The 22,494-nt window shown below is 69.7% G+C and carries 16 protein-coding genes; 7 read left to right on the top strand and 9 right to left on the bottom strand.

The window, feature by feature from the left end:
* Positions 1-646: class F sortase (locus Q0A34_RS01900; RefSeq protein WP_291477938.1), on the top strand; the 646-nt coding region annotated here is incomplete at its 5' end.
* A gap of 80 nt (positions 647-726) precedes the next feature.
* Here the strand turns inward: Q0A34_RS01900 and Q0A34_RS01895 are convergent.
* From Q0A34_RS01895 to Q0A34_RS01880, 4 genes are all read right to left on the bottom strand, one after another.
* The gene (locus tag Q0A34_RS01895; RefSeq protein WP_291477936.1) at positions 727-1,323 is read right to left on the bottom strand and encodes a TetR/AcrR family transcriptional regulator; all 597 of its coding nucleotides are present in this window, start codon (positions 1,321-1,323) and stop codon (positions 727-729) included.
* Positions 1,324-1,751: 428 nt separating this feature from the next.
* Positions 1,752-2,480, bottom strand: coding sequence for a TetR/AcrR family transcriptional regulator (locus Q0A34_RS01890; protein WP_291477934.1), 729 nt, complete (start codon positions 2,478-2,480; stop codon positions 1,752-1,754).
* A gap of 37 nt (positions 2,481-2,517) precedes the next feature.
* Positions 2,518-3,789 carry a phospholipase D-like domain-containing protein gene (locus tag Q0A34_RS01885; RefSeq protein ID WP_291477931.1) on the bottom strand — a complete coding sequence of 424 codons (1,272 nt, stop codon included), beginning with the start codon at positions 3,787-3,789 and terminating at the stop codon, positions 2,518-2,520.
* A gap of 25 nt (positions 3,790-3,814) precedes the next feature.
* Positions 3,815-4,582 (bottom strand): 3'(2'),5'-bisphosphate nucleotidase CysQ, encoded by a 768-nt coding sequence (locus tag Q0A34_RS01880; protein ID WP_291477930.1) that lies wholly within the window; start codon positions 4,580-4,582, stop codon positions 3,815-3,817.
* 96 nt (positions 4,583-4,678) lie between these two features.
* Here Q0A34_RS01880 and Q0A34_RS01875 point away from each other — a divergent pair, with 96 nt between their 5' ends.
* From Q0A34_RS01875 to Q0A34_RS01865, 3 genes are all read left to right on the top strand, one after another.
* Positions 4,679-9,532 (top strand): DEAD/DEAH box helicase, encoded by a 4,854-nt coding sequence (locus tag Q0A34_RS01875; RefSeq protein ID WP_291477928.1) that lies wholly within the window; start codon positions 4,679-4,681, stop codon positions 9,530-9,532.
* A gap of 80 nt (positions 9,533-9,612) precedes the next feature.
* On the top strand, positions 9,613-10,458 hold the full coding sequence (locus Q0A34_RS01870) for a DNA-formamidopyrimidine glycosylase family protein (protein ID WP_291477926.1): 846 nt from the start codon (positions 9,613-9,615) through the stop codon (positions 10,456-10,458).
* Between the two features lie 211 nt (positions 10,459-10,669).
* Positions 10,670-11,755 (top strand): DUF559 domain-containing protein, encoded by a 1,086-nt coding sequence (locus Q0A34_RS01865; protein WP_291477924.1) that lies wholly within the window; start codon positions 10,670-10,672, stop codon positions 11,753-11,755.
* Between the two features lie 72 nt (positions 11,756-11,827).
* On the opposite strand, the gene pgi is transcribed toward Q0A34_RS01865, so the two are convergent.
* The 3 genes from pgi to Q0A34_RS01850 form a co-directional block, all read right to left on the bottom strand.
* Positions 11,828-13,531: a glucose-6-phosphate isomerase gene (gene pgi / locus Q0A34_RS01860; RefSeq protein ID WP_291477923.1), complete on the bottom strand. Its 1,704-nt coding sequence runs from the start codon at positions 13,529-13,531 to the stop codon at positions 11,828-11,830.
* Between the two features lie 82 nt (positions 13,532-13,613).
* Positions 13,614-14,429 carry a histidinol-phosphatase gene (hisN, locus tag Q0A34_RS01855; RefSeq protein WP_291477921.1) on the bottom strand — a complete coding sequence of 272 codons (816 nt, stop codon included), beginning with the start codon at positions 14,427-14,429 and terminating at the stop codon, positions 13,614-13,616.
* Positions 14,426-15,271 (bottom strand): inositol monophosphatase family protein, encoded by an 846-nt coding sequence (locus Q0A34_RS01850; protein ID WP_291477919.1) that lies wholly within the window; start codon positions 15,269-15,271, stop codon positions 14,426-14,428. Before Q0A34_RS01850 ends, hisN begins: the two co-directional genes overlap by 4 nt.
* A 62-nt stretch (positions 15,272-15,333) precedes the next feature.
* Between Q0A34_RS01850 and prfB the strand changes: the two genes are divergently transcribed.
* The 3 genes from prfB to Q0A34_RS01835 all read left to right on the top strand — a co-directional run bounded on the left by prfB (position 15,334) and on the right by Q0A34_RS01835 (position 18,150).
* Positions 15,334-16,470 (top strand): peptide chain release factor 2, encoded by a 1,137-nt coding sequence (gene prfB, locus Q0A34_RS01845; RefSeq protein WP_291477917.1) that lies wholly within the window; start codon positions 15,334-15,336, stop codon positions 16,468-16,470.
* Positions 16,471-16,649: 179 nt separating this feature from the next.
* Entirely contained in the window at positions 16,650-16,781 is a 132-nt protein-coding gene (locus Q0A34_RS01840; RefSeq protein ID WP_291477915.1) for a hypothetical protein, read from the top strand.
* 169 nt (positions 16,782-16,950) lie between these two features.
* Positions 16,951-18,150: an RtcB family protein gene (locus tag Q0A34_RS01835; protein WP_291477913.1), complete on the top strand. Its 1,200-nt coding sequence runs from the start codon at positions 16,951-16,953 to the stop codon at positions 18,148-18,150.
* On the opposite strand, the gene Q0A34_RS01830 is transcribed toward Q0A34_RS01835, so the two are convergent.
* Positions 18,137-18,751: a class I SAM-dependent methyltransferase gene (locus Q0A34_RS01830; RefSeq protein WP_291477911.1), complete on the bottom strand. Its 615-nt coding sequence runs from the start codon at positions 18,749-18,751 to the stop codon at positions 18,137-18,139. The two genes, Q0A34_RS01835 and Q0A34_RS01830, sit on opposite strands and share 14 nt — an antisense overlap.
* 250 nt (positions 18,752-19,001) lie before the next feature.
* Complete coding sequence (locus Q0A34_RS01825) at positions 19,002-22,430, bottom strand: proline dehydrogenase family protein (RefSeq protein WP_291477940.1); 3,429 nt, start codon at positions 22,428-22,430, stop codon at positions 19,002-19,004.
* Positions 22,431-22,494: the final 64 nt, after the last annotated feature.

Genomic DNA, 22,494 nt, shown 5'->3' with positions numbered 1-22,494 from the left:
TCCCACCCCCCGACGCACAACGCGGATCTCCACACTCATCGCCGGAATCCTCTCAGCCGTCTGCATCTGCGCAGGACTCGGACTGCTCGCCTACTCGCCGACAGAACCACCACCACCCTCGGCCGTGGAAGACCTCCACGGAAACCCCGTCAGAATCGACGGGGGAGAACTCCCCCCAGCCCCCGTCATCGAGGAAATGAACGTCCAGCACGTCGCCGGAGCACGCGTCACCGTACCGAAAGTCGGAATGTCGGTGTCACTGTCAGAACTGTCCGCCGTCGACGGACAAATCACGCCACCAGGATTCACGGAGATATACCACGTGCGAAACATGGGGGTACGCGTCGACGACGCACCCCACGGGACCGTCTACATCGTCGCCCACTCAGTGACCAACGGATTCGCCCCCGGGAACGCGGTCATGGATTCACGACGAGGCGAGAGCATCCTCCAGACAGGAGACACCATCGACGTCGACGGAGTGGCGTACAACACCGACGAGAGCTTCTTCGTCCCGAAAGACGAACTTCCCTACCGTGGCGACGTCTGGGAAAACGTCCCCGGACGACTCGTGTTCATCACCTGCCTCGAACGCGACGGCGTGGCCACAGGAGACAACCTCATCATCACGGCGACAATGGCGTGACACGCACAACGCTCCCGGCCCAGGTGGCCGGGAGCGTTGACTGTCAGCGGTGGAACAGTGCGTAGAGGGAGGCGGTGTACTCAGGGGGTGAAGACCTCCGGAGCGCACTCCGGCCAGTCCGCGGAAAGACCACGGATGACGAAACTCACCAGCGAAGGCCGACGCAACGACGACGGCGACGAGTCGTCCTGGTCCGCCTCCGACATGGGCCGGGCCTCGTCAGCGTACGTCGCGGCAACCAGTATCGCCCCGACCGCGAAAAGAGACTGCTCGGTGTTGTAACCGGCCGACTTCAGACCAGCGACATGGTGTGTGAAACCACCCTGGATGAAACGGGCCACCGGGCCGTCATAATGCAGAAGAGCATTGTCCAGGCCGGGGAATTCCCGGCACGCCCTGGTCCACTCCTCACTCGCATGGAAGAGAACACTCTGCCACGACGTCTCCGACGGCGGAGGGTTGATGACCTCCAGAATCCGGTCCAGGCACGCTTCCCGGAGATCCCGGTGGGAAGCGAAAGCACGGTACATGGCGCTCGGCGTCACGCTGAGCTCACGTGCCACCGAAGCCATCGTGAAATCAGACACCCCGAGTCGAATCGCTGCATCAACACAGTCCTTCGACGAGAACTGCGGTCGGCGACCCGCCTGGCGTTGCTTAATTTCTGGTCGCAGCACTGCGGCCTCCCTGTGTGGTGCTGGTTGTCGGAACCTATTTCTTATTCCATTTATATTAGTATGTCTCATGCAAATCTGCTCTGTCCCGAATAATGTAGGGCTATTAATAATGGGGCATTCGGCGATCGTGAATGGTCGTGACTGCGTCGGCCCGGATTCGCGGACAACATCGTGGTAGGTGGGAGATGCTGGTCAGCTGCGGTTCGAGTCGTATTGCTCGGATCTACCAATCCCCGATGAATGGCGTTTCGTTACAGGGACGGCGTGGTGTGAGAATGCCGGTGCGCGTGCTCGCGGATGGGGGAGTACGCGGTGGCGGGATGGACCGCAGGTGGTCGGTAGTCGCATTCTAGAGTCGGACGCGGGCGATTGGTAGGAAGGCGTCCTGAGGGGTAATTAGTGCTCCCCCTTTTGTAAAAGTGATGAAGTTAATCCTCGACCGGAGTGGCCGGCAGCTGGTCCACACTCCCGTGGAAAGTGCCGCGCCATTCCGGCCAGTGGGGGTCGACGCGTTCGAGGCTGTCGAGGAGGAATGCGAGGTCCACGAGCCACTGGCTGCGGGTGTTGTCGGTCAGCTCGGCCTCGGAGGCGACCGGGCGGCCGTCCGGGTGCGTGAGACTGATCCGGGCCCCGTCGTCCCCGGAGGGGTCACCCGCGTCGGAGAGGTACCGCCGCTGGCGGCGCAGCATGTCGAACGCGGACGACGTGTGGTTGAGCAACGTGACCATCACGAACCTGGCCTGGTTGGCCGTGTAGCCCTTGGCCTCGATGTGCCGGAGCATGGCGGCGAAGGCCGGGGACAGCTGCTGCGGGGGTAGGGGCACATCGGAGTACGCCTCGTGGAGCCCCGGATGGCGGACGAACACCTCCCAGATGTCGAAGGCGTAGCGCTCGACGGCGTCCCGCCACGAGGTGTCCGCGGCGGGGGAGGGGATGTCCGCGAAAGCGTGTCGCACGCACGCGACCACCAGTGACTCCCTCGTCGGGAAGAACCGGTAGAGCGCCGGAGGAGTCACGCCGATCTCCCGCGCGACGGCGGAGTAGGTGACCTCCGCCACCCCGATACCGAGGGCGGCCGTCACCACGTCCTCGCGGGAGATGCGAGGTGGGCGTCCTCTCCGGGCGGAGGAGCGTCGGCCGGCTGTGCTCCTGTTCATACCAGGAAGCTTACAGTGGCCTTAGCGGCTCAGGAACTCACAGCACCTTCCGCAACGGCATCAGGGCGATCTCCGCGACGCGGGCCAGTGGGTGCTCGTCCCGCCAGGACGCCGAGGTCACGGTCTCGCAGTGCTCGATGTCGGCGATGAACACCTTCTCCATCGTCGCCGCGAACTCACGGTCGGTCACCTCCACGTTCGTCTCGTAGTTGAAGGACAGCGACAACCGGTCGATGTTCGCCGTCCCCACGGTGGACCATTCGCCGTCGATGGTGGCGGTCTTCGCGTGGATCATCGTCGTCGCGTACAGGTGCAGGGTCACACCGTGCTCCAGGAGCTCACCGTAGAATCCCCGGCTCACCCAGTCGGCGATCATGTGGTTGGACTCCTTGGGCACCATCAGGCGCACGTCGACGCCCCGGTCCGCCGCCCGGTACAGGGCCTGCAGGATCTGCTGGTCCGGAATGAAGTACGCGGTGGTGATCCAGATGTGGTCGCGGGCACGTTCGATGGCGGTGAGGTACATGTTGCGCAGCGGGTAGACCAGCTGCACCGGCAGATTCGCCACCACCTGCACCCGGGAGTCCCAGCTGTCGGGCGCGGTCCACGGGATGTCCCCGCCCTCCGGCCACTTCTCGTTCCAGATGCGGGCCACGGCGTTGCGCAGACCCCACGCGTTCGGTCCGACCTGGCGGACGTGGGTGTCCCGCCAGTGACCGGCGAACTGGGAGCCGATGTTGTACCCGCCGACGAACCCGGTGTGGTCGTCCACCACCAGGATCTTCGAGTGGTTCACCCCGGTGTTGCGCAGCGGCGCGGTCCAGAGCTTCCGGGAGGCGAAGGGCAGCCGTGCGACGTGGACCCTGTCGGAGAAGTTGTCGTAGAACGACCGCGGCACCACCATGTTGCCGAAGCCGTCGTAGATCACGTACACCTCCACGCCCCGGTCGGCCGCGGCGTTGAGCGCACGGATGAACGCCAACCCGTCGGCGTCGTCCTTCCACAGGTAGTTCTGCATGAGGACGATGTCCTCCGCGCCGTCGATCGCGGCGATCATGTCGTCGTAGAGTGAGCGGCCGTCGGTGTAGACGGTCATCTCAGAGTCCCCGACGGAGGCGGAGAACGTGCCGGGGCGGGGAGCCTCACGTTCGCGGCGCCCGCGCCGCTGGATGAGGTCGGCGGTGAGCGCGGGGAGCGCGGCGGCCGCCGCCAGCCCCGCGGTGCCTGCGGCGACGAGGCCACCGTACGCGGCCGGGGAGGGGGAGGACGTCCGGTCCTTCTGACCGCGGGTGGGGCGCAGGAATCTCATCCCGCCGATTCTAACGGCCGTGGTGTCACACGGTCGTGTAGGAACCGTGCTCCGCGGAGAACGCCGCGGCGGCGGCGAGGATGTCGTCCGCGATGTCGGGACGGCAGATCAGCAGGTCGGGAAGGTAGGTGTCCTCGTTGTTGTACACCAGGGGTGAGCCGTCGAGCCGGCTGCAGTGCAGGCCGGCGGCCTGGCACACCCCCACAGGGGCGGCGTTGTCCCACTCGTACTGCCCGCCGGCGTGGATGTAGGCGTCGTTGTCGCCGAGGAGCACGCTGATGGCCTTCGCACCGCAGGACCCCATGGTCGTCAGCTCGGCACCGAGCGTCTCGGCGATGTGGGGGGCCACCTCCGGCGTGCTGTTCCTGGAGATCACGAAACGGTTCGTGGGTGCCCCGAGGACCGCGCGCGACTCAGCGGAGGAGAAGACCTGGCCCAGGTCAGGCATGCCGACGGCGGAGACTGTCACGGTACCCTCGACCGCCAGCGCGATGTGCACCGCCCAGTCCTGGCGGACGCCGGCGTACTCGCGCGTCCCGTCGAGCGGGTCGATGATCCAGACCCGCTCACGGCCCAGCCTGGACAGGTCGTCGGTGGCCTCCTCGGAGAGGACGGCGTCGTCCGGGCGGTGCAGCGCCAGGCACCGGGCGATCCAGTCCTGGGCGATGGCGTCCCCCGCCGCACCCAGGTCCCCGCCCCGGAGCAGCCCGACGTTGCGGACCCCCTTGAGGATCTCTCCGGTGCCCTGGGCGAGGCGACCGGCAAGGGCATCGTCGTCGATGAAACGCGTCATGGCGCCCTAGTGTAGTCGGAGTGGCGGCGCAGGACCGTGTTCCGTGCCACGCGGTGCGGCGGTTTCATGTCCGGTCCGCGTGGTTGACTGGTGGACATGACCGATCCCCTCGACCCGCTCGACGCGCTCGACCGCTTCTCGACACCGGTGGCCACCTGGTTCCGTGAGGTCTTCACCGAGCCTACGGTGGTGCAGTCGCAGGCGTGGGACGCCATCAGCCGGGGGGACAACGCGCTCGTCGTCGCGCCGACCGGGTCGGGGAAGACCCTCGCTGCCTTCCTCTGGGCCCTGTCGAGGCTCACGTCGCAGGGGCTGATGAAGGACCGGCTGGACGGCACTGACGGCACAGGCGGCACAGGCGGCACCCGGGTGCTCTACGTCTCCCCGCTGAAGGCCCTGGGCGTGGACGTGGAACGGAACCTGCAGGTCCCCCTGGCGGGGATCGCGCGGACGGCGGCGGCCACCGGCACGGACATCGCCCCGGTGCGTGTCGGGGTGCGGTCCGGGGACACCCCGCAGGCGGAGCGGGCGAAACTGCTGCGGAACCCGCCGGACGTGCTGATCACCACGCCGGAGTCGCTGTACCTGATGCTCACCTCGAAGGCTGCGGGGACGTTGCGGGACGTCGACACCGTCATCGTCGACGAGGTGCACGCCGTCGCCGGCACGAAGAGGGGCACACACCTGGCACTCACCCTCGAGCGGCTCGACCGGCTCACCCGGCCCGGGCGCGGCCCCGTCCAGCGCATCGGCCTGTCGGCCACGGTGAACCCGGTGGACACCGTCGCCGCCTTCCTCGGGGGTGACCGGCCGGTCACGGTGGTCAACCCGCCGTCGCAGAAGCTGTGGGACGTGCGGGTGCGCAGCGTGGTCGAGGACTTCCGCGACCCGCCGCCGGTGGAGGACGCGCCGACAGGCACCGGCGGCACCGGCGGTGGCGGCACAGTCGATGTCGTGGACGAGGCGCTGCTCGGCCCGTCCCTCGTCGGCGAGGGCGTCGGCGGGGTGACCGACGCGGGCAGCGGCAGCCGGGTGGCTTCCGGGGTGGACCGCGAGTCGGCCCTGCCGCAGCAGAAGTCCGTGTGGCCGCACGTCCAGCGGGCGATCTACGGGCAGGTGATGGAGAACCGGTCCACGCTGGTGTTCGTCAACGCCCGGCGGACCGCGGAGCGGCTCACCGGTACGCTCAACGAGATGTGGGCGCAGGAGCACGACCCGGAGTCGTTGGCGGCACCGACCCGTCGTGACCCGGCCCAGCTCATGGCGCAGTCCGGTGCGGTGTCCGGTGCACCGCAGGTCATCGCCCGCGCCCACCACGGGTCGGTGTCCAAGGACGAACGCGCCGACATCGAGGCCGCCCTGAAGGACGGTTCGCTGCGTTGCGTGGTGGCGACGTCGTCCCTGGAGCTCGGTATCGACATGGGGCTGGTCGACCATGTCGTCCAGGTCGGCGCACCGCCGAGCGTCTCCTCGGCGGTGCAACGGTGCGGGCGCGCCGGGCACTCCGTCGGCGCGGTGTCCCGGGCCACGGTCTACCCGCTGCACCGGCAGGACGCCGAGGTGGCGACCGTGATCGTCGACCGGATGCTCGCCGGGGAGCTCGAGCCCCTGCAGGTGGTGTCCAATGCACTGGACGTGCTCGCCCAGCAGACCGTGGCGGTGGCCGCCCAGGCCGCCGCCGGCGGGGACGGGGAGACGTCGGTGGATGTCGAGGACTGGTTCCGGACCGTCCGGCGCGCCCACCCGTACGCCGCGTTGCCGAGGGAGGCGTTCGACGGTGTCCTCGACCTGGTCAGCGGCCGGTACCCGTCCACCGACTTCGCCGAGCTGCGTCCGAAGGTCGTCTACGACGCGGCCACCGGACGGTTCGAGGCACGCCCCGGGGCGCAGCGCACCGCCGTGACGTCCGGCGGGACGATCCCGGACCGCGGACTGTTCGGCGTCTTCCTCCCCGCGGACGGTGAGAACACCGGCGGGCGGCGCGTCGGCGAACTGGACGAGGAGATGGTCTACGAGTCCCGGGTCGGCGACGTCTTCACCCTCGGGGCGTCATCGTGGCGGATCGCCGAGATCACCCGTGACCAGGTCATCGTCACCCCGGCGGCGGGGCACACCGGACGCCTGCCGTTCTGGGTCGGCGACGCGGAGGGGCGCCCCGCCGACCTCGGGCCGGTGATCGGCACCGCCCGTCGCACCTGGGGACGCGGAGTCGACGGTGACCTGCGTGAGGCCGCCTTCCTCGACGACAACACCCGGCGCAACCTCGACGACTTCTACGCGGGACAACGCGAGGCGACCCAGGTGGTGCCGGACGAGCGTACGGTCCTCGTCGAGCGTTTCCACGACGAGGTCGGCGACTGGCGGGTCGTCGTGCACAGCCCGTGGGGGAGGTCGGTGAACGCACCGTGGGCGCTGGCGCTCGGGGCGGCACTGTCGCGTCGCTCCGGGATCGACGCCATGGCCGTCGCCGGGGACGACGGGATCGTCCTGCGGCTGCCCTACACCGAGGACGCCCCCGGCGCAGAGCTGCTCACCGGCGGCGCGGACGACACCGGCCCGGTCGTCGCCGAGGTGACGGAGTCGGTGGGGTCATCGGCACTGTTCGCCGGACGGTTCCGCGAATGCGCCGCGCGGGCACTGCTGCTCCCCCGCCGCAACCCCGGCAAGCGGCAGCCCCTGTGGCAGCAACGCCAACGCGCCGCACAGCTGCTCGACGTGGCACGGCCGCACCCGGAGTTCCCGATCATGGTCGAGACCATGCGCGAGTGCCTGCGTGACGTCTACGACCTGCCCGCCCTGGAGAGGATCGTCGCCGCGGTGGGGACCCGGTCGATGCGCGTCGCGGAGATCACCACGGACACGCCCTCGCCCTTCGCCGAGTCGCTGCTGTTCAGCTACACCGGGGCGTTCCTCTACGAGGGGGACTCCGCCGAGCGTGCGGCGGCGCTCACCGTGGACCCGGCGTTGCTGGCCGCGGTCCTCGGGGCGCGGGGCGAGGGCCTGGTGCTCGACCCGGACGTGGTCACCGAGGTGGTGGAGTCGCTGCAGTGGCTGTCGGAGGGGCGACGCGCACGCAGCGCCGAGCAGGTGGTGGACATGCTGCGCGCCCTGGGACCGTCGGCGCCCGCAGAGGTCGCCCGCCGCACCGAGGACCCGCAGGGGACCGTCCTGCCGGAGGTGCGGGAGATGATCCCACGGCGCATCTGCGAGGTGAAGGTCGGCGGTGTGCCCCGGTGGGCCGTGGTGGAGGACGTCGCGCTGCTCCGCGACGGGCTGGGGATCCCGGTGCCGCCCGGCGTGGCCGCGGCGAGGGAGACCGTGGTCGACGCCCTCGACCAGCTCGTCCTGCGCTGGGCCAGGACCCACGGCCCCTTCACCGCCGCCGACATAGCCACGGAGTTCGGGCTCGGCGTGGCCACCGCGGACTCCCTGGCGAAACGGTGGGTCAGCGGCCGGCGGCTGGAGTCGCACAGCGGTGACGACGGCGACCGGTACGTCGACGCCGGGGTACTGCGACGCTTGCGGGCAGCCACCCTGGCGAAGGCCCGCGGGGCACTGGAACCGGTGAGCGTGCAGACCTATGCGGCGGTGCTGGCCGACTGGCACGGACTCGGCGCCGGTGAACGTGGGGACCTGCCCGGGGTCATCGAGCAACTCGCCGGTGTCGCGCTTCCGGCGAGCGCATGGGAGACCGTGGTGCTGCCCGCCCGGATCCCGGACTACCGGCCGGAGGACCTGGACGACCTCGTCGCCGCCGGAGAGGTGCTCGTCGTCGGTGCAGGGGCGGCGTCGGCGACCGACCCGAGAATCATGCTGCTGCCGGCCGACCTGGCGCCGCTGCTGGTCGACGGTCCCGAGGACGCCGGTGAACCGGACGCACCGGGGCCCGTCGCGGCACTCGTACGTGACCGGGTGAGTGGCGGAGGCGCGTTCCTCGCCGCCGAGATCGAACGGGGCCTGGCCTCCGGTGAGCACAACGACAGCCACAGCCACGACGCCGTCGACGCCGCCATCTGGGAACTCTTCGACGCCGGCATGCTCATGCCCGACTCCTTCGCCCCGGTGCGCGCCCGCCTGGCCGGCACGGGGATCACCGACCGGCCCGGCACCTCCAGGGGCTCCGGCGCGCACAAGGCCCCGCGTCGCCACCGGGGGAGAGGGACCACCCGCCGGCTACGGATGGGCAGGAGCACCTTCGCCCAGACGGTGGCGTCGCAGGAGGTGCGCTCACGCCGGGCGGCGATGAACGCGCACGCCGGCGTCCCCGGACGGTGGTCACAGGTCCCGGAGGCGGCCGGGGCGGCGACCGACCGGGCCATCGCCACCGGGGAAGCCTGGCTGGACCGGTACGCGGTGGTGACCCGGGGCGCGGTGACGGCGGAACACACCGAGGGCGGATTCGCCGCCGCCTACCGCATGCTCACCGCCTGGGAGGACAACGGCACCGTCCTGCGCGGCTACGTCGTCGAGGGACTCGGCGGAGCCCAGTTCGCCTCCAGGGAGGTCATCGACCAGTTGCGTCGCGTCGAGGAGGAGAACCCCTCCGGGGAGAAGACGACGCGGCCGGTGCTGCTCGCCGCTGCGGACCCGGCGAACCCCTACGGTGCGGCGGTGCCGTGGCCGGAACTGCCCGGGGACGACGCCCCCCGCCCCACCCGCGGTGCCGGTGCGCTGGTCGTGCTGCAGGAGGGGCGGCTCCTGGCCCACCTCACCCGCGGCGGCCGGACCGTCACCGTCTTCACCCGCCCCTCGCTGTCCGACGGCCCGCCCACACCCGATCCCGGGGACGTCGCCGCCGTGGTCGCCGTCCTCACGGACGCGGTGCAGGGCGGACGCCTGTCGCCGGTGACGGTCGAGCGGGTCAACGGCGTGGACGTGATGGGCGCCGCGACAGCGGCGTGGACCGCAGCCGGCGCCCGGCTCACCCCGAAGGGCCTGGTCGTACGGTGACGGTGCGACCGTGCCCGACGGGCGTATCCTGACCGTGGACACCGTGGACACCGTGACCGGCGAGAACAGGGGGTGCGTCCATGCCCGAGGGTGACTCCGTACTCCAGCTCTCCGAACGGATGCAGTGGATGACCGGGCGGAACGTGACCCGCTCCGACATCCGGGTGCCACGGTTCGCCACCGAGGACCTCACCGGCCGGCGGGTCACCCGGGTGTGGCCCTACGGCAAGCACCTCTTCATGGACTTCGACGGGCGCGTCCTGCACACCCACCTGAAGATGGAGGGCGTGTGGTCCATCCACGCCGCCGGGGACCGGTGGCGCCGGCCCGGACACACCGCCCGGGTCGTCCTGCGCCTGAGCCCCCAGCACGCGGGCGGGCCGCAGATCGAGACCGTGGGCCACAGCCTGGGCTTCGTCCGGCTCTTCGACCGTGACGACTACGGCCAGGTCACCGCGCATCTCGGGCCTGACATCCTGGCCCCGGACTGGGGGAGTGCCGCGTACGGACGCGACGAGGCCCTGCGTCGTGTCCTCGACCGGCCTGAGCGCAGCATCGGGGCGGCGCTGCTCGACCAGCGAAACGTCGCCGGGATCGGCAACGAGTACCGGGCGGAGGTCTGCTTCCTCGGCGGGGTGGACCCGCGCCGGCCGGTCGGCAGCGGGCCGGACGCCGAGGCCACGGCCGCGCACCTGCTGGACCTGTCCCGGAAGGTGATGTGGGGGAACCGGCACGTGCCCCGCCGGATCTTCACCGGCGACCGCCGCCCCGGCATGGGCAACTACGTCTTCGGGCGGGCCGCGAAACCATGCCGACGGTGCGGTACCGCGGTACTGAAGGGTTTCCTCGGCGGGGTGGACGCCGGTGGGGACGACGGTGAACTCGAGCGGGTCATCTGGTGGTGCCCGACCTGCCAGCCCGGCTGAACCGCGGTCCGGCAGCCCGGGCTGTTGTCGGTTTTCCCGGGGCGAAACCACCAACGCCCCGGGCCCTGTGGATACCGTTGCCGTCGTCGCCCGGAAGTTGTCCACAGGAACCCCGCTGAGGGGGACAGGCACTGGACGGCGACACCCGGGATACCGTCTACTCGGGGTCTCCGGTGGCACCACCGGATGGCGGAGGGGAAGAGGAGAACACATGGGGGACACCACCCGACCGGGGAGAGGGCCGGAGCACACCTGGCGGCGGCTGCCGGCGGTCATGCCGGTGATCCGGTCCGAACTACGGGCCTCCGGGACCGTCAGCGACTGGAAACTACGGCACCATTACATTCAGGTGGCGTTCAACGCCGTCGTGCCGAAGCCGGAGGCCGGCCATGACCCCCGGGCGTTCGGCGGGTTCGGCAGCGACATCGTCACCCGCGCGGTGGGACACCACCTCACCCGCCCGGAGGCGGTACTCGGGGGATGGGGCGCGGCGGCGGTGCACCGTTTACGCCCGGACTGGGCCGACCACGCCCCGGTCCTTCTGCACAGCGGGAACAAGAACCGCAGATCCACCATGACGGCACAAGCCGCGGCATCACCGATGCACCCGGTGATCCGGCCACTGCCCGAGAACCTCGACACCACGTGCCCGGTCGCCGGCTACCCACGGCTGCGGGTGGTTGCGCCACCGGTCGCCGCCGCACAGTGCCTGTGGACCATCCTCACCGGACGTCACAGCTGGTGGGTCCACGACGTCCCGGACCTGACACGACGTGAGGTCCGGGCGGTGCAGTTCACCGACGCCTTCGCCCAGTGCACCTGGGTCACCCGCGAACAGATCCGCGGGGCGGCGGCGGGCATGGTCAACCGGACGACCCTCAGCCGGGTGCTCGACCTCGCTGACGACGGTGCGCAGTCTCCGATGGAGACGGTGCTGAGACTGATGGTGCGTGACCTGCTGCCGGAACCGTACACCTGGACGTCGCAGACCCGGGTCGACCTCGAGCCCGGCGCTTCCGGCGACTGGCCACGACACACTCTGCCGGACCTCGGGTGTCGTGACGTGAAGATCGCCCTCTACTACGACGGCGCACACCACCGGGCTGCCGCACAGACCGATGTCGATTTCGACCAGTTTCTCGCGCTGCGTGACATGGGGTGGGAGGTTCTGCGGTTCACCAAGGAGCACCTGCGGAGCCCCGGGAAGCTCCGTGAGCTGGTGAGGAACGCCGTGGTGCGTGCGTTGCCGGCGGTGTCGGCCGGGGGCAGGGAACCTCCCCCGGCCCAGCCAGCCTGAGAGCCCGGGGCGTTGGTGGTTTCCCGGAGGAGAAACCACCAACGCCCCGGGCTCTCAGGAAAAAGGTGGCCCCTACCGCTTCCGGTTGCGCAGGATGTGACGCAGCAGCGAATCGGTCGACGGGTCGCCGGTGTCCACGTCCGAGGAGTCGGTGGTGTTGCCCAGCAGCGGCAGCAGCTCATTGGCCTGCTTCTTGCCGAGCTCCACACCCCACTGGTCGAAGCTGTTGATGCCCCAGACCACACCCTGCACGAAGCAGATGTGCTCGTAGAGGGCGATCAGCGAGCCGAGCGTGCGCGGGGTCAGCTTGTCGGCGATGATCGTGGTCGACGGACGGTTGCCCGGCATGACCTTGTGCGGGACGAGCTTCTCGTCCACGCCCTCCTCACGCAGCTCCTCGGCGGTCCGGCCGAAGGCCATCACCCGCGACTGGGCGAGCAGGTTCGACAGCAGCATGTCGTGCATGCTGGTCTCCCCGTCGGCGCTGCGGTGGTCGGTGTGTGGGTTGACGAACCCGATGAAGTCCGCCGGGATGAGGTGGGTGCCCTGGTGGATCAGCTGCATGAAGGCGTGCTGGCCGTTGGTGCCGGCCGCGCCCCAGTACACCTCGCCGGTCTCCACGGTGGTGAGTTCCCCGTCGACCCGCACGGACTTGCCGTTCGACTCCATCATCAGCTGCTGGAGGTAGGCGGGGAACCGGCCGAGGTCCTGCGAGTACGGCAGCACCACGTGGGACTGGGAGTTCAGGACCGAGGTGTACCAGACCCCGAACAGGCCCATCAGCACCGGCGCGTTCATCTCCAGCGGCTCGGAGTAGAAGTGGTTGTCCACGTCGTGGAAACCGGCGACGAACTCCATGAAGTCCCGCGGGCCGATCGCGGCCATCAGGGACAGGCCGATGGCGGAGTCCACGGAGAACCGGCCGCCGACCCAGTCCCAGAACCCGAACATGTTGCGGGTGTCGATGCCGAACTTCGCGACCTCGTCCGCGTTCGTCGAGACGGCGACGAAGTGCTTGGCCACCGCGTCGCTCACCACGGCCTCGTCGTCGGTGTCGAGGCCCTGGCGCTTGAGCTCGGAGAGCAGCCACCGCTTCGCGCTGTGGGCGTTGGCCAGGGTCTCCGAGGTGGTGAACGTCTTCGAGGACACCACGAACAGGGTGGACTCCGGGTCGAGCCCGTCCAGCGTGGCGGTGATGTCCGCCGGGTCGACGTTGGAGACGAAGTACGGGGTGATCCCCGCGGTGCAGTACTGGCGCAGGGCCTGTGCGGCCATCGAGGGGCCCAGGTCGGAACCGCCGATGCCGATGTTCACCACGTTCTTGATGGTGTGGTTCGTCGCCCCGCGCCAGTCGCCGCTGCGCAGGGCCTTGGCGAGGCCGCGCATGCGGTCGAGGGTGTGGTGGACGTCCTCGGCGACGTCCTGCCCGTCGACCTTGAGGTCCTGGTCGATCGGGACGCGCAGGCCGGTGTGCAGCGCGGCACGGTCCTCGGTGGTGTTCACGTGCTCACCGTTGAACAGTGCCTGCCGGTACTCCTCGATCCCCTTCGCCCGTGCCACGTTGAGCAGCAGGCGCACCGTGTTCTCGTCGGCGAGGTTCTTCGAGAGGTCCACGTGCAGCGGGCCGACCTCGAAGGTCATGTCACCGGCCCGACCCGGGTCCTCCCTGAACAGGTCCTTCAGTGTGGTCCCCTTGAAGCGTGCCGCGTGGGCGACCAGAGCCTGCCACTCCGGCGTCTTCGTCACGGGGGTGGGGTTCGGGACGGTGAAAGTCACAGCTGTCGCCCTTTCCAAGGATCCGGTGTCGGTAATCGTTGTCCCCGCCCACGGTAGCGGAAAATCAGGTGGCAGGGTGCCGTCACGCCTCCAGCGCGGAGAGCACACGGTCCTGCAGCAGCCCGTTGCTCGCCACCGCCGAACCGGAGTACGGGCCCGGAGTGCCGTCCAGGGCGGTGAACCGGCCACCGGCCTCCCGGACGAGGATGTCCAGGGCCGCGAGGTCCCAGAGGTTGACCTCGGGCTCCGCGGCGACGTCCACCGCGCCCTCGGCGACCATGCAGTAGGACCAGAAGTCCCCGAACCCGCGCAGTCGCCACGCCTCGTCCGTCAACGCGATGAGCTGCTCGCGCAGCCCCAGCTTCCGCCAGCCCTCCAGGGAGGACAGGGAGATCGAGCTGTCCGCCAGGTCGGAGACCTTCGACACCGAGATCCGGCGCGCCTCGCCGGTGTTGAAGACGGCCCAGGCGCCCATGCCCTCGGCGGCCCACCAGCGGCGGGCGAGTCCGGGGGCGGAGACCACACCGACGACGGGGGTGCCGTCGACGACGAGGGAGATCAGGGTCGCCCACACCGGCACGCCCCGCACGAAGTTCTTCGTCCCGTCGATCGGGTCGATCACCCACTGGCGTCCGGTCTTCGCGGACTCCCCGGTGTCGCCGCCGAACTCCTCGCCCAGGACGGCGTCGCCGGGACGGCGGGTGGACAGCACCTCGCGCAGCTGGCGTTCGACCTCGGTGTCGGCGTCGGACACCGGGGTCAGGTCAGGCTTGGTGGTGATCTCCAGGTCACCGGCGCCGAAGCGGTCCAGGGTGACCTTGTCCGCCACGTCGGCGAGGAACAGGGCCAGGGTCAGGTCGTCGGAGTGGTCGGGGGTTCCGGAGGTCGGTGCGCTCATGGCTCCAAGGATAGGTTCTCCACCACGTGTCCGACACTGGAGGGTGACCCGGCCACCGACCACAGCCGCCCGCCCGCGCTGACCCGCTCGCACCGGCCGCCGGCGCCCTCGATCAGCGCCCGTCCGGGCAGCAGGTCCCACGGCAGGACGCTGTGCTGGAACCAGCAGGCACCGTTCCCCGCCGCCACGCCGGCCATGTCCACCGAGGCGGACCCGTTGAACCGTACGGTCGCGAAGTCCCGGACGGTGCCGGTGAACACCCGGTTGAGCTCCGGGTCCGCGATGTCCGTCGGGTGCAGGTAGCCGCTGAGACAGGACCGCTCCGGGGGGAGGTCCGGAAGTGTGCCCACCGGTGAGCCGTCCAACGTGGTGGGGACGTCGGGGCCGCCGAACCACGTGTAGCCCATCGCCGGACGGTGCACCGCGCCGAAGTGCAGCTTCTCGGGGTCCTCGGGGTCGCCGTCCACCAGGGCCAGCGCCGAGCACCAGTAGTCGGAGCCGGTGGTGAAGTTGTAGGTGCCGTCCACGGGGTCGATCACCCACGTGCGCCCCGACTCCGACGGGGCGGAGGACCCCTCTTCGCCGAGCAGGCCGTCCTGCGGGCGCAGCGTGCGCAGTGCCTCGGCGACGAAGTCCTCGGCCGCCCGGTCGGCGGCGGTCACCACGTCGGACACGGACGTCTTGAACTCCGTGGTCACACCCGCCTCCCGCATCCGCCACGCCAGCCGTCCGGCGTTGTACACCAGCGCCTGCGCGAGGGTGCCGTCGTCGTCCCGGTCGTGGGAGATGATGAACGTCTTCGTGATGGCCTGCAGTGCGTCTGCCGGGATGGGTGAGTTCATGCGTCCATTGTGCACGGGGTGTGACCCGGGCGCCGCCCGAGGGGTGAGTAGACTGGACGACCATGCAGCCCGAAGTGATCTCCGCGATCGACGACCTCGACTCCACCCTCACCACCATCGAGAAGGTGCTCGACCTGGACGAGCTGGAGTCCCGCGCGCGCGAACTCGAGGACCAGGCCGCCGACCCGTCCCTGTGGGACGACCCCGACCACGCCCAGCAGGTCACCAGCCAGCTCAGCCACGTCCAGGCGCGGCTGAAGAAGGTCCGTGGTCTGCGCGACCGGCTCAACGACCTGCCCGTGATGTACGAGATGGCCGAGGAGTCCCGGGAGTCCGGGGACGACGAGGCCGCCGAAGCCGCCGAACTCGCCGACGCCGAGCTCGCCGACCTGCGCGAGGAGATCGACTCCCTCGAGGTCACCACCATGCTCTCCGGCGAGTACGACGCCCGCGAGGCCGTGGTGAACATCCGCTCCGCCGCCGGTGGCGTCGACGCCGCGGACTGGGCCGAGATGCTGATGCGCATGTACACCCGCTGGGCGGAGAAGAGCGGCCACAAGGTCGAGGTCTACGACATCTCCTACGCGGAGGAGGCGGGCATCAAGTCCGCGACCTTCGTCGTCCACGGCGACTACATGTACGGCACCCTCTCGGTGGAGCAGGGGACCCACCGGCTGGTGCGCATCAGCCCCTTCGACAACCAGGGGCGCCGCCAGACCTCCTTCGCCGAGGTGGAGGTCCTGCCCGTGGTCGAGACCTCCGACCACGTCGACATCGACGACAACGACGTGCGGGTCGACGTCTACCGTTCGTCCGGGCCCGGCGGCCAGTCGGTGAACACCACCGACTCCGCGGTGCGGCTGACCCACGTCCCCACGGGCATCGTGGTGACCTGCCAGAACGAGAAGTCGCAGATCCAGAACAAGGCCTCCGCCATGCGCGTGCTCGCGGCGAAGCTGCTGGAGCGCAAGCGCCAGGAGGAGGCAGCCGAGATGGACGCCCTGCGCGGCGACGGCTCGAACTCCTGGGGCAACCAGATGCGCTCCTATGTGCTGCACCCGTACCAGATGGTCAAGGATCTGCGCACGAACTACGAGGTCAACGACCCGTCCAAGGTGCTCGACGGCGGCATTGACGGGCTGCTCGAGGCCGGGATCCGCTGGCGGATGGCGCAGCAGCAGGGCGACGGGGAGGCGTAGGCCCCCGGCACCGTCCGGACGGCCCGAAGACCTGGGGTCCCGTGACCGGGCGCGCCGGGGGTGCCGGCGACCGGCCCTTGTCGAACCGCTGACACTGTGCCATGATCAACCGACCCCGGAAGCACCGTGCCCCGGGGACACATCAGTGACGGACCGGACAGTCAGGGAAGGAGAGCGGCATGGACGCGAAGTATCGTGACCGACAGCTACCGCTGCAGCTCCAGCGCGAGCACGCGCTGTCGACGCTGCCCGCCTTCTTCACACAGTGGCTGCACCTCGACAGCCACCGCAGCGTTCACCGCTGCCACTGACCTCCGACCGTTTTCCCGGGCGGGGCGTCAGTGCCCCGTCCGGACGACCGTCAGGTGAGTCGACCTCACCCCCAGTCCCGCGCCACCGCCCCCGTCGGCGGTCCCGGGCCACACCGTGTCCCCCGGACGAGAGCCTGACCCCGCCCTTTCACCAGAAAGGACGATCACCATGACCACTGACTCCGTCGGCATACCGGGAGTCTCGCTGAAGGAGAACAAGCTCCTCAGCTTCGCCTCCGAGGTCGACGACAACACCCTCGACCAGGCACGCCAGCTCGCCGGCATGCCCTTCGTCTTCCCCCACGTCGCACTGATGCCCGACGCCCACTTCGGCAAGGGATCCTCCGTCGGCACCGTCTTCGGGACGGAGCGGGCGGTGATCCCCGCCGCCGTCGGCGTGGACATCGGCTGCGGGATGATCGGCGTGCGCACCAGCTTCACCGCCGGTGACCTGGACGGACGCGAGCTCACCGAGCTGCGCGACGCCATCGTGCGGACCATCCCGCTGTCCCCCGGACGCTACAACGGCTGGGACCTGGGCGGCTCCGCGGAGGCCCGCACACGGGAACTCGCCGAGCTCGCGGAGGACACCGGCGTGGACCTGGGGCACTCGAAGAAGTGGCGGCAGCAGCTCGGGTCCCTCGGCGGCGGCAACCACTTCATCGAACTGTGCCTGGACGAGGAGGACCGTGTCTGGATGTTCCTGCACTCCGGTTCGCGCGGGGTCGGCAACAAGATCGCGCAGAAGCACATCAAGGCCGCCCAGCGGCTGATGCGCACCTTCTGGGTGCAGCTGCCCGACGATGACCTGGCCTACCTCCCCGAGGGCACGCCGGAGTTCGACGCCTACCTGCGGGACCTCGCCTGGGCGCAGCGTTTCGCCTGGCTGAACCGCGAGGAGATGATGGACAGGTTCTCCCGCCTGCTCGGCGAGTGGGTCGGAGGGCCGGTGGAGGAGACCGAGCGGATCAACTGCCACCACAACTACACCGTCAGGGAAGAGCACTACGGCCGGACGGTGTGGCTGACCCGCAAGGGTGCCGTCCGCGCCGATGAAGGTGTCAAGGCACTGATCCCCGGGTCGATGGGCACGGCGTCGTACGTGGTGGAGGGCCGCGGTTTCGCGCCGGGCCTGCGCTCGGCACCCCACGGCGCGGGGCGCCGGTTCTCGCGGAACCAGGCGCGAAAGCGGTTCAACGCGGACGACCTGGCCGCCCGGATGGACGGCATCGTCTACCGTCCCGGTGACGCCTTCGTCGACGAGATCCCCGACGCGTACAAGGACATCGACGTGGTCATGGCCGACGCCGAGCCGCTGGTCCGGGTGGTGCACAAGCTGCGCCAGGTCATGAACGTCAAGGGGACGTAGGGGCGGTGTCCCTGACCGCGACGATCTCGCCGTGGGTGCGTCCGGGCCGCCCAGGCCGTGTCGCCGAGTGGGTGACGCTGAATCCGGCGTCCACGACGAGTTTCTCGAGGGCGCCGAGTGGCCAGTGGTGGGCGGTGGTGACGGCATGGTCGAAGGTCCCGTGTACTTCGGCCGTGAAGAATCCGAGCAGCAGTCCACCGCCGGGGCGCACACATCTGGCGAACTCCCCGAGCGCCGCGGCGACGCCGCCAGGGGAGGAGTGGATCAGGGAGTACCATGCCAGGATCCCACCGAGGGAGGACGTGGGCGCGTCGAGTTCCTCGGCACATCCGAGACGGAAGGGGACGCCCGGATAGGACTGCCGTGCCCGGTCGAGGAAGGCCGGGACGGGGTCGATCCCCTCGACGTCGACGCCGTTCGTGGCGAGCAGATGCGTCCACTGGCCGGGGCCGCAACCGACGTCGAGGACTGGGCCGTGGACGCCACGGGCCCAGTCGACGATGAGTGTGACGTCGGCGTCCTCCGCATGCTCGATGCGTCCCACGGCGTCGATGTACTCGTCGGCGCGTCTCCCGTAGGCTGCAGCAGCTGCAGATGTCATGGGGAGGAGCCTAGTGGACCTCCCCGCCGCGTGTCGTGGAGACAGCGTGGGGCCGGTGGTGACCGTGGAAATTCGTCATGACTGTTCGCTCAGACCCCCTTGGCAACTTGCCGGTGGAGTGGCGGGCGCCGTTCCACCGGGCTGACGCCTGGGGTCATGACCGGGCGCTGGGTGGTCGAGGCACGCGGGCTGGCAGGACGGCCGCCCGCACCACCTATCACTTGCCACCACCAGCCGCCCCCGCGCCTACCTACGGCGTGGTGCCGTGGATGTACCCGAACCGGTGCTCGGTGGTGGTCACCGCCTGCTCGAGCAGCATCGGCAGCAGTTCCCGCCGGCCGTCGGGCAGGACGGGCCGGTCCAGGACGACGGAACCGGAGCGGGCCGCCGCCTCGTAGAGGTCCTCGTCGACGTCGCCGAGTGCGCGAACGCGCACGCTGGGGGTTACGGCGATCTCCGCGGCGAACTCCGTGTCGGAGACCATGCGGATCCGGTTGGCCAGCTCACCCATCTCCGCGGCGACGGTCGGGGCGGCGGACACGTCGAGTTCCGTCCCGGTCACTGACGCCCCGAGGTACAGGCGTAGCAGGTCGCGCAGGTTGGTGTGTGGTCCGATGCGTACCCGCAGCGGCTCCAGCAGCGGCCGGTACCGGAAAACGTTGGACTCCACCACCAGGGCGGTGCGGTCGTGTTCGATGCCGAACTCGGAGGTCCAGGCCTGCGCGTCGGACTCGGCGGCCCGCCGCAGCCACCGGTGGTCGTCCTCGGTGAGAACGGGGTGCGCCAGGCCGTGGAACTCGCGCAGCATCTGGGTGATCTCGGTGGAGACGCTGCCGCTGTGCAGTTCGCTGATGTCTCCCTCGGTCCAGTAGCCCTGTTGGGCGACGTAGTTGGGGCCGCCGGCCTTCGCGCCGTTGCCGATGGAGGAGCCTTTCCAGCCGCCGAAGGACTGGCGTTGGACGATAGCGCCGGTGATGCCGCGCTCCACGTAGACGTTGCCGGCCTCGACGCGGTCGCGCCAGTAGGCGGTCTCGTCACGGTCGATGGTGTGCAGGCCTGCGGTGAGTCCGTACCCGGTGGAGTTCTGCCACTCGATGGCCTCGTCCAGGGTGTCGGCGTGCATGATTCCGGCGACGGGTCCGAAGCACTCGTGGGTGTGGAACCAGGAGCCGGGGCGCACGTTGTCGCGGAGGCCGGGGCTCCACAGGGTGGCGTCCTCGGCGGTGCCGTTCAGCGGTTCGGGCTTGACCAGCCATTTCTCGCCTTTGTCGAGTCTGGTCAGGCCGCGCAGGAGTTTGTCTCCGGCGGGTTCGATGATGCCGTTCATGTCGGTGGCGAGGTCGTTTCCGGGGCCGACGCGCAGGGACTTCACCGCGTCGACGAGCTGGCCCATGAACCGTTTCGACGACCCCATGGAGCCCACGGTGATGATCAGGGACGCTGCGGAGCACTTCTGGCCGGCGTGGCCGTAGGCGGAGGCCAGGATGTCCGAGACCGCGAGGTCCGGGTCGGCGGCGGGGGTGACGATGATGGCGTTCTTGCCGGAGGTCTCGGCGTTGATCACCGTCCGCGGGTCCCAGGAGCGGAACAGGCGGGCGGTCTCGGAGCCGCCGGTGAAGATCACCGAGTCGATGTCGGGGTGGGAGACCAGGCGCTTGCCGGCCTCGCCTTCGTCGGCGTTGACGAGCTGCAGCAGGTCCTCGGTGATGCCGGCGTCGCGCAGGACCCCGACGAACACCTCGGCGATGCGCAGGGTCTGCGGTGCGGGTTTGATGACGACGCAGGCGCCGGCGGCGAGGGCGGCCATGCAGCCGCCGACGGGGATGGCGACGGGGAAGTTCCACGGCGGGACGACGGCCACCGTCCGGTAGGGGGTGAAGGTGGAGCCGCGGTGGCGGTCGATCTTGCGTGCGGATTCCGCGTAGTAGCGGCAGAAGTCGATGGCCTCGGAGACCTCCGGGTCGGTCTCGGCGACGGTCTTGCCGGCCTCGTGGACGGCTGCGGCGATGATGCGGTGGCGGTTGTCGGCCAGGGCGTCCGCCGCACGGTCGAGGACCTCGGCGCGTTCGGCGCCGGTCTTCGCGGCCCAGGCGGTGTGGGCGGTGAGGGCCCGGTCCACGGCGGCGTCGACGACGGCCGGGTCGGTCACCTCGTCGCTGACGGCGGGGCCGGGGTCGGAGGACGGGTCGACGATGCGGGCGGCCCAGCCGCGGTTGGCTGGGAGGTCGCAGTCGGTGTCGGGTTCGTTGACGAAGTTGCCGGGTACGGCGTTGGAGCGGGTTCCGAGCTTCCGGCGGGACTCCTCCGTCCGGTCCTGGGTCCGGCGCGGCCCGGCGGCGGTGGACCAGCGTTCGCGGACGGCGGCGAGGTAGCGTTCGCGCTGGCCCTCCATCGGGGTCATGCCGGTCTCCTCGTCGCTCTCGGGGGTGAACATGGCGTAGAGGAAGTTCTGTTTGGCGCCGTTCTCCTCGAGCCGGCGGACGAGGTAGCTCACTGCGACGTCGAAGTTCTCCTTCTTGACGACGGGGGTGTAGAGGATGACCTCGCCGACGACGTCACGCACCGCGTCCGCCTGTGCGGGGGCCATGCCCTGGAGCATCTCGGCGTCGATCTGGTCCTCGACGCCGCGTTCCACGGAGAGTTCGTGGGCCAGTGCCATGTGGAAGACGTTGTGGGTGGCCACGCCGATGCGGATGGCGTCGGAGTGTGCCGGGCGCAGTACCCAGTCGAGCAGGCGGAGGTAGTTCGCGTCGACTTCGGCCTTGGTCAGGTAGGGGGTCTGGGGCCAGTCGTGGATCTCGGCGTCGACGCGTTCCATGGAGAGGTTCGCGCCCTTGACGATGCGCACCTTGATCTTCGCCCCGCCGCGTTCGCGCCGGGTGTGGGCGAAGTCGGTGAGGCGGCGTAGGGCGTCGAAGGAGTCGGGGAGGTAGGCCTGCAGGACGATGCCCGCCTCGAGGTCGAGGAACTCCTCCTCGTCGAGAAGTTCGGTGAAGATCCGCAGGGTGAGGTCGAGGTCCTTGTACTCCTCCATGTCCATGTTGATGAACGGGGCGGGGGAGCGTTTCAGCGCCTCGCGGTAGAGGGGGCGCAGGCGTTCCTTCAGCCGTTCGGCGGAGGTGTCGAGGTCCCAGTGGTTCAGTTGGGAGACGACGGCGGACGGTTTCACGCTGATGTAGTCGACCCTGGGGTTGCGCACCAGTTCGATGAGGTCGTCGCGGCGCCGGACGGCCTCGTCCTCACCGAGGACGGCCTCGCCCAGGAGGTTGATGTTCAGCCGGAAGCCGGCGTCGCGGGCGTTGTCGAGCATCTTGTCCATCGTCGGGCCTTCGGCGTCGAGGACCAGGTGGCCGACGACGGAGCGCAGGTAGGCACGCGCGACGGGCATCACGATCTGGGGGAGCAGTGGTGCGGCGATCGAGCCGGCCGTCATGAGGATCCGGTCGACGATGCCGAGGAAGCCGGGGACCGGCGCCTGCCGTTTGACCGGGTGGGCGATCTTGGCGAACTCGTCGGCGGCGACCTTGTTGTCCTCGGGGCGGGCGACCCGGTCGACGAAGCTGAAGGTGAACTCCACGCCGCTGGGCTCGTGGACCATGTCGGCGAGCTGCCTGGTCGACGTGCTGGTCTCCTCGACCTGCAGCCAGGTGTCGGCGAGGGTGAGTGACCTCTTGACCACGGCTTCCACGTCGTCGGCGTGCTCGGGGCGGGTGGTTGCGGCGGTGGGGGAAGTGTTCGGGGAC

The organism is Corynebacterium sp., from assembly GCF_022712195.1.
Lineage (GTDB): Bacteria > Actinomycetota > Actinomycetes > Mycobacteriales > Mycobacteriaceae > Corynebacterium.
The sequence above is the reverse complement of the archived record's forward strand: the minus strand, read 5'-3'. Positions and strand labels throughout refer to the sequence as shown.